This window comes from Mycobacterium sp. E3247, assembly GCF_001667785.1.
Taxonomy (GTDB): Bacteria; Actinomycetota; Actinomycetes; order Mycobacteriales; family Mycobacteriaceae; genus Mycobacterium.
In genome coordinates this window covers 1-7,533 of sequence record NZ_LZJG01000462.1, presented here as the reverse complement: position 1 = coordinate 7,533, position 7,533 = coordinate 1, and the positions used below count along the sequence as shown (strand labels likewise).

Sequence of the window (7,533 nt, the reverse complement as noted above, 5' to 3'; positions counted from 1 at the left end):
TCGTGCCGGGAGATCTCCAGCAGGTCGTTGAGCAGCGACTCGAACCGGTCCAGCTCGTTGACCATCAGCTCGGTGGAGCGCGCCAGCGTCGGGTCGAGGTCGGCACTGTGGTCATAGATGAGGTCGGCGGCCATCCGCACGGTGGTCAGCGGGGTGCGCAGCTCGTGGCTGACGTCCGAGGTGAACCGGCGCTGCAGGTTGCCGAACTCCTCGAGCTGGGTGATCTGCCGGGACAGGCTCTCCGCCATGTCGTTGAAGGACACCGCCAGCCGGGCCATGTCGTCCTCGCCGCGCACCGGCATGCGTTCGGACAGGTGCCCCTCGGCGAACCGCTCGGCGATCCGCGAGGCCGACCGCACCGGCACCACGACCTGGCGGGACACCAGCAGCGCGATCCCGGCGAGCAGCACCAGCAGCACCGCGCCGCCGGTGATCATCGTGCCGCGGACCAGCGTGATGGTGGCCTGCTCGTTCTTCAGCGGGAAGATCAGATAAAGCTCCAGGTTGGCCACCTGCGACGACGCCGGCGTGCCCATGACCAGCGCCGGGCCCGAGAAGCCGTCGGTGTGCACGGTGGCGTACTGGTACGACGCCTGCCCGGCCTTGACGAAGCCGCGCAGGGCATTGGGCACCTGGTCGACCGGGCCGGCCGTGGTCGCCGCGCGGGGCCCGTCACCGGGCACGATCAGCACCGCGTCGAACGCGCCGGCCAGCCCCGCGCCCGACGCCGAGTCGGTCTTCGACGTCAGCGTGTTGCGGGCCAGCTGCAGACTGCTGTCCAGCGAGCGCGTCTCCTCGCCGCTGACGATCCCGCCGACGGTGGTGCGCGCGCGCTCGATCTGCTCGATGCCGGCCTTGACCTTGACGTCGAGCACACGGTTGGTGACCTGAGAGGTCAGCACGAAGCCGAGCGCGAGGATCACCGCCAGCGACATGCCGAGCGTCAGCGCGACGACACGCAGCTGCAACGACCGGCGCCAGGCAGCGGCGACGGCGCGACTCACCGCACCCATGCCGCGGGTCATGGGGCCCGAGCGCCCCCAACGGCTCCTAGTGCGTCGCCGAGAGCCCCAGATCAATGGCGCCCCCGGATCACGGAGGTCCGGCCTTGTATCCCACTCCTCGAACGGTCAGCACCACGGTCGGGTTCTCCGGGTCCTTCTCAACCTTGGCCCGCAGACGCTGGACGTGCACGTTCACCAGGCGGGTGTCCGCCGGGTGCCGGTAGCCCCACACCTGTTCGAGCAGCACATCACGAGTAAACACCTGGCGCGGTTTGCGCGCCAACGCGACCAGCAGGTCGAACTCCAGCGGCGTCAGGGAGATCTGCTCGCCGTTGCGCGTCACCTTGTGCGCCGGCACGTCGATCTCGACGTCGGCGATGGAAAGCATCTCGGCGGGCTCGTCGTCGTTGCGCCGCAGCCGCGCCCGCACCCGGGCCACCAGCTCCTTGGGCTTGAACGGCTTCATGATGTAGTCGTCGGCGCCCGACTCCAGACCCAACACCACATCCACGGTGTCGGTCTTGGCGGTCAGCATCACGATCGGCACACCGGAGTCGGCGCGCAGCACGCGGCACACGTCGATGCCGTTCATGCCCGGCAGCATCAGGTCCAGGAGTACCAAATCGGGGCGCAGTTCGCGCACCGCAGTCAGGGCCTGGGTACCGTCACCGATGACCGCGGTGTCGAAACCCTCCCCACGCAACACGATGGTGAGCATCTCGGCCAGCGAAGCGTCGTCATCGACGACTAAGATCCTTTGCCTCATGGCATCCATGGTGTCACCAGATCGGGACAAAATTGGCGCGCCACACGGGCGTTTCTTGGGCCGAGCCGCAAATATGGAGCCAAATCCGGTCAAAAACCCCTGCCCGGCGCCCCCGGCGTGCCCTCCCGGACGGTCGCCGGCACGTCCTTGGCACCGATGAGGGTGGCGGCCAGCCGGGCCGGATCGACGTCCGCGTCGGCGACCAGCCAGGGCCCGCCCCAGCCCGCGGCGGCCAGCTCCGCGTAGACCGCGCCGGTGCGCAGCTGCAGTTCGTCGTCGCGTTCGTAGCTGTCACGCGCCCGCCCCGGGTCGGACTGGGCCCGGCTGCGCGCGCGCTGCCCGGCCAGCTCCGCCGGCACCGCGAGCAGCACCTGCCAGTCGGGCGCGGGCAGCCGCAGCCGCCGGTACTCCAGCTCGAGCACCCAGGCGGCGGCCGCCCCGCCGGCTCCCTCGTGCAGGCGCGCGGCGCTGTAGGCGGCGTTGGACGCGACGTAGCGATCCAGGATCACCACGTCGTGGTCGCGGACCAGCGCCTCGATGTCGTCCACGGCGCCCGCCCGGTCGAGCGCGAACAGCATCGCCATCGCGTAGACCGAAGACGCCAGGTCACCGTGCCGGCCGTGCAGGGCCTCGGCCGCGACGTCGGCGGTCACCGATTTGCCGTAGCGCGGGAAGGCCGTGATGGCCACGGACTTCCCGGCCGCCTCGAAGGCCTTGCGCAGGCCCTCGGACAGCGTCCGCTTGCCCGCGCCGTCCACCCCTTCGATCGCGATCAGCACGGCGCCGAGCCTATCGGGCCGTCGAGCGTGACGTTACTTTCACACTCGGTGCCGGACGTGAAACTAGTTTCACGTCCGGCGAGCGACCTGACTCAGTAGCGGTAGTGGTCGGCCTTGTAGGGACCGTCGACGTCGACGCCGATGTACTCCGCCTGCTCCTTGGTGAGCTTGGTCAGCTTGCCGCCGAGCGCCTCGACGTGGATGCGGGCCACCTTCTCGTCGAGGTGCTTGGGCAGCCGGTACACCTCGTTGTCGTACTCGTCGTTCTTGGTCCACAGCTCGATCTGGGCGATCACCTGGTTGGAGAAGCTGTTGCTCATCACGAACGACGGGTGGCCGGTCGCGTTGCCCAGGTTCAGCAGCCGCCCCTCGGACAGCAGGATGATCGACTTGCCGCTGTCGGGGAAGGTCCACACGTCGACCTGCGGGCGGATGTTGGTCTTCGTGGCGCCGGAGCGCTCCAGCGCGGCGACCTGGATCTCGTTGTCGAAGTGCCCGATGTTGCCCAGCACCGCATAGTCCTTCATCGCCTTCATGTGCTCGAGGGTGATGATGTCCTTGTTGCCGGTCGCGGTGATGACGATGTCCGCGCTGCCGATCGCGTCCTCGACCGTCTCGACGTCGTAGCCCTCCATCAGCGCCTGCAGCGCGTTGATCGGGTCGATCTCGGTGACGACGACGCGCGCCCCCTGGCCCTTGACCGACTCGGCGCAGCCCTTGCCGACGTCGCCGTAGCCGCAGACCAGCACCTTCTTGCCGCCGATCAGCACGTCGGTGCCGCGGTTGATGCCGTCGATCAGCGAGTGCCGGCAGCCGTACTTGTTGTCGAACTTGGACTTGGTCACCGAGTCGTTGACGTTGATCGCCGGGAAGGCCAGGTCACCGGCCGCCGCGAACTGGTACAGCCGCAGCACCCCGGTGGTGGTCTCCTCGGTGACGCCCTTGACCGACTCGGAGATCTTGGTCCACTTGTCCTTGTCGGTCTCGAAGCGCTTGCGCAGCAGCTCCAGGAAGACCTTCCACTCGGTGGGGTCGTCGTCCTCCGCCGGCGGCACCACGCCGGCCTTCTCGTACTGCGCACCGCGCAGCACCAGCATGGTGGCGTCGCCGCCGTCGTCGAGGATCATGTTGGCCGGCTCGTCCGGCCAGGTGAGCATCTGCTCGGCGGCCCACCAGTACTCCTCCAGCGTCTCGCCCTTCCAGGCGAACACCGGGACACCCTTGGGCTCCTCGGGCGTGCCGTGCGGGCCGACGACCACGGCGGCGGCGGCGTGGTCCTGGGTGGAGAAGATGTTGCAGGACGCCCACCGGACCTGCGCGCCCAGCGAGACGAGGGTCTCGATGAGCACGGCGGTCTGCACCGTCATGTGCAGCGAGCCCGAGATCCGCGCCCCCTTGAGGGGCTGCACGTCGTGGTATTCGCGGCGCAGCGACATCAGACCCGGCATTTCCTGCTCGGACAGTTCGATGTCCCGGCGACCGTATTCCGCCAACGACAGGTCGGCGACCTTGAAATCGATGCCGTTGCGGACGTCGGCGGTCAGCGAACTTTCGGTCGTCGTCATAAAAGTCTCATTCCTTACTACGGCTTGGGTTCCCAGCGGATTACTTAGCTTAGGTATGCGCTCTTGCGCCACTGTAGTCGGCGGCCGCGGCCGGGCGTCAGGGGACGTTGACGACGCCGTGACGCTCCGCGAACGGCGTCATCAGCCGCGCCAGGTCCGCCGCCACGTCGTGGTCGGCCTCGGGCGGCATCGAGACGTAGCTCATCGCCAGCCGCACGATGGCCCGCGCCAGCACGCCGGCGTCGGAGTCGCTGGTGGCCACCCAGCTCTGGGTGAAGAACGCGCTCAGCCGGTCCGATGCCCGCGTGATGATGGGCCCGCTGTCGGTGGTGATGATCTGCAACAGGTCCGGTTTGGCGACCCCGGTCAGCAGGGAGATCACCAACGGGTCCGCCGCCGACTCGGCGAAGAAGGCGCGGAAGCCCTGCAGGAACGCCTCGTAGATGTTGCCGACGTTGGCGTCGATGGCGTCCTGCACGGCGTCGACAAGCCGGTCGGCCAGGCGCAGGGCATAACCCTGCGCGAGGCCCTGCCGCGAACCGAACTCGTTGTAGATGGTCTGCCGGCTGATGCCCGCGGCGCGGGCCACGTCCGATAGCGTGACGGCGGACCAGTCGCGGGTCAGCAGCAACTCCCGCATGGCGTCCAGCACCGAGTCGCGCAGCAGCACCCGCGACGCCTCGGGGTAGGGCATCCGCTTCACAGGCGCGACAATAGCCCCTTTAATAGCCGCTTTCGAGCCGCTCTCGCGCCGATCACGAGCGGGCGATCTCCACCATCTCGAAGTCGGATTTCGCCGCGCCGCAGTCCGGGCAGCTCCAGTCCTCGGGGATGTCGTCCCAGCGGGTCCCGGGCGCGATGCCGTCTTCCGGCCAGCCCTTGGCCTCGTCGTATTCGAATCCGCACTGCACGCAGACGAACAGTTTGTAGTCGCTCACCGGCTCACTCCTAAGCAATCGAAATCGGCCTTCTCGCGCACCGCACAGTCCGGGCAGCCCCAGTCGTCGGGGATGTCGGCGAACGGCGTGCCCGCGGGAAACCCTTCCCGCGGAGCGCCTTTCGCCTCGTCGTAGGTGTAGCCGCAGCCCGGGCAGCGGTAGCTACTCATGCCCCGTACCTCGCCAGTACCCGCTTGCGCGCCCGCGGGTGGATGTTGACCTTGGTGATGTCTCCGTCGTAGTGCTCGAGCACCCGGTGGTCCATCACCCTGCGCCACAGCGGCGGGATGTAGGTCAGCGAGATCATCGACGCGTACCCGCTCGGCAGGTTCGGCGCGCCCTCCATGCTGCGCAGCGTCTGGTACCGGCGCGTCGGGTTGGCGTGGTGATCGCTGTGCCGCTGCAGGTGGTACAGGAACAAGTTGGTGACCACGTGGTCGGAGTTCCAGCTGTGCACGGGCGTGCAGCGCTCGTAGCGTCCGTTGGCCTGCTTCTGCCGCAGCAGCCCGTAGTGCTCGAGGTAGTTGACGGACTCGAGCAGGCTGAATCCGAACACGGCCTGGATGACCACGAACGGGATCAGCGCCGGGCCGAACACCGCGATCAGGACCCCCCACAACACGATCGACAGCAGCCAGGCGTTGAGGACGTCGTTGGACAGATACGTCCTGGGGTCCCAGGGGCTGCGCCCCTGCCGGCGCAGCCGCTGGGCCTCCAGCCGCAACGACGAGCGCAGGCTGCCGAAGACGCTGCGCGGCAAGAACTCCCAGAACGTCTCCCCGAACCGCGCCGACGCCGGGTCCTCAGGGGTGGACACGCGCACGTGGTGGCCGCGGTTGTGCTCGATGTAGAAGTGGCCGTAGCAGGTTTGCGCCAGGGTGATCTTGGACAGCCACCGCTCCAGCTCGTCCTTCTTGTGGCCCATCTCGTGGGCGGTGTTGATGCCGACGCCGCCGAGGACGCCGACCGACAGGGCGACGCCCAGCTTGCCCGCCCAGCCCAGCGCGCCGTCATAGCCCAGCCAGCTCAGGTTCGAGGCGGTGAACAGGTAGGCGCCGAAGACCACGCTCAGGTACTGGAACGGGATGAAGATGTAGGTGCAGTAGCGGTAGTACTTGTCGTTCTCCAGCTGCTCCATCACCTCGTCGGGCGGGTTCTGCCCGTCGGGCCCGAAGCGCAGGTCCAGGATCGGCAGCAGGACGTAGACCAGGATCGGCCCGATCCACAGCAGTGCCTGCGAGCCGGTCTGCCAGCCGAGTGAGTTCATCGCCCAGACCAGCGGCAGCACCACGAACAACGCCGTCGGCGCGATCAGCCCCATGAGCCACAGGTGCCGCTTCTTGTCCCGCCAGACCGGCGGCTCGGACGCCTCCGGGTGCACCTGCCGTTCGAGTGTGGTCATATGCCAAACCTCCTTGTGAGTCACGCCACTCTGGGGATTGACAATATCGCCTACCGCGTCTCGTGTCTAGACACGAGACGCGGTTTTGTAAACCGGCGCCGTTACGGCACGGTGCCGGGTTCCGCGCGCGCGGGCGGTGCGACCCCGTCGGCCTCGCGACGGCCCTGCACGGAGTGCCGGTACCCGTAGCCGACGTAGATCGCCGTTCCCACCGCCAGCCAGACGCCGAACCGCACCCAGGTCAGCGCGGTGAGGTTGACCATCAGCCAGACGCAGGCGCAGATCGAGGCGATCGGCAGGACCGGCACCCATGGAGCCCGGAAGCCGCGCTCCAGGTCCGGGCGGGTGCGCCGCAGCACCATGACGCCGGCCGAGACGAGCACGAACGCGAACAGGGTTCCGACGTTGACCATCTCCTCGAGCTTGGCGATGGGGAACACCGACGCCGTCGCCGCCACCACCACCGCGACCAGCACGGTGATCCGGACCGGTGTGCCGCGCGCACCGGTCTTCGCCAGCCGCCGCGGCAACAGTCCGTCGCGGGCCATCGCGAACAGGACGCGGCACTGGCCGAGCATCAGGACCATCACCACGGTGGTCAACCCGGCCAGCGCCCCGATCGCGATGATCTTGCTGGCCCAGTGGATCCCGTTGGCGGTGAACGCCGTCGCGAGGTTCGCCGGCTTGTGGCCGGGGACCGTCTTGAGCTGGGTGTAGGAGACCATGCCGGACAGCACCACCGAGACCGCGACGTAGAGCACGGTGACAATGGCCAGCGACGCGAGGATGCCCCGCGGGACGTCGCGCTGGGGCCGCTTGGTCTCCTCGGCCATGGTCGCGACGATGTCGAAACCGATGAACGCGAAGAACACGATCGACGCGCCCGCCAGCACGCCGTACCACCCGTAGTGGCTGCTGTGCGCCCCGGTCAGCAGCGACAGCACCGACTGATTGATGCCCGAGGCCTCGTGCCCCGACTCGGGCTTGGGAATGAAGGGCGAATAGTTGGAGCCCTTGATGTAGAAGGCGCCGACGACGACCACCAACAGCACCACCGACACCTTGATGCCGGTGATCAC

9 protein-coding genes are annotated in these 7,533 nt (G+C 68.1%); all 9 read right to left on the bottom strand.

The features are described 5' to 3' along the window. On the bottom strand, positions 1 to 1,079 hold a 1,079-nt coding region (locus A9X04_RS22795), incomplete at its 3' end, for a histidine kinase dimerization/phospho-acceptor domain-containing protein (RefSeq protein ID WP_156764497.1). Positions 1,080 to 1,092: 13 nt separating this feature from the next. Next, on the bottom strand, positions 1,093 to 1,779 hold the full coding sequence (gene mtrA, locus A9X04_RS22790; RefSeq protein WP_067925378.1) for a two-component system response regulator MtrA: 687 nt from the start codon (positions 1,777 to 1,779) through the stop codon (positions 1,093 to 1,095). 80 nt (positions 1,780 to 1,859) lie between these two features. Continuing rightward, a complete protein-coding gene (locus A9X04_RS22785) occupies positions 1,860 to 2,549 on the bottom strand; it encodes a dTMP kinase (RefSeq protein WP_067925374.1) in 690 nt (229 codons plus the stop codon). 92 nt (positions 2,550 to 2,641) lie between these two features. Beyond that, entirely contained in the window at positions 2,642 to 4,114 is a 1,473-nt protein-coding gene (gene ahcY, locus A9X04_RS22780) for an adenosylhomocysteinase (protein ID WP_067925371.1), read from the bottom strand. A 97-nt stretch (positions 4,115 to 4,211) separates the two neighbouring features. Continuing rightward, complete coding sequence (locus A9X04_RS22775; RefSeq protein ID WP_102419932.1) at positions 4,212 to 4,808, bottom strand: TetR family transcriptional regulator; 597 nt, start codon at positions 4,806 to 4,808, stop codon at positions 4,212 to 4,214. Between the two features lie 61 nt (positions 4,809 to 4,869). Beyond that, entirely contained in the window at positions 4,870 to 5,052 is a 183-nt protein-coding gene (locus A9X04_RS22770) for a rubredoxin (protein WP_007168093.1), read from the bottom strand. Then, the gene (locus tag A9X04_RS29990; protein WP_082975192.1) at positions 5,049 to 5,222 is read right to left on the bottom strand and encodes a rubredoxin; all 174 of its coding nucleotides are present in this window, start codon (positions 5,220 to 5,222) and stop codon (positions 5,049 to 5,051) included. Before A9X04_RS29990 ends, A9X04_RS22770 begins: the two co-directional genes overlap by 4 nt. After that, positions 5,219 to 6,454, bottom strand: coding sequence for an alkane 1-monooxygenase (locus tag A9X04_RS22765; protein ID WP_067925365.1), 1,236 nt, complete (start codon positions 6,452 to 6,454; stop codon positions 5,219 to 5,221). The genes A9X04_RS29990 and A9X04_RS22765 overlap by 4 nt, the downstream gene beginning before the upstream one ends. Before the next feature lie 101 nt (positions 6,455 to 6,555). After that, positions 6,556 to 7,533, bottom strand: a 978-nt coding sequence (locus A9X04_RS22760; RefSeq protein ID WP_156764496.1) for an APC family permease, incomplete at its 5' end; no start/stop codon positions are given.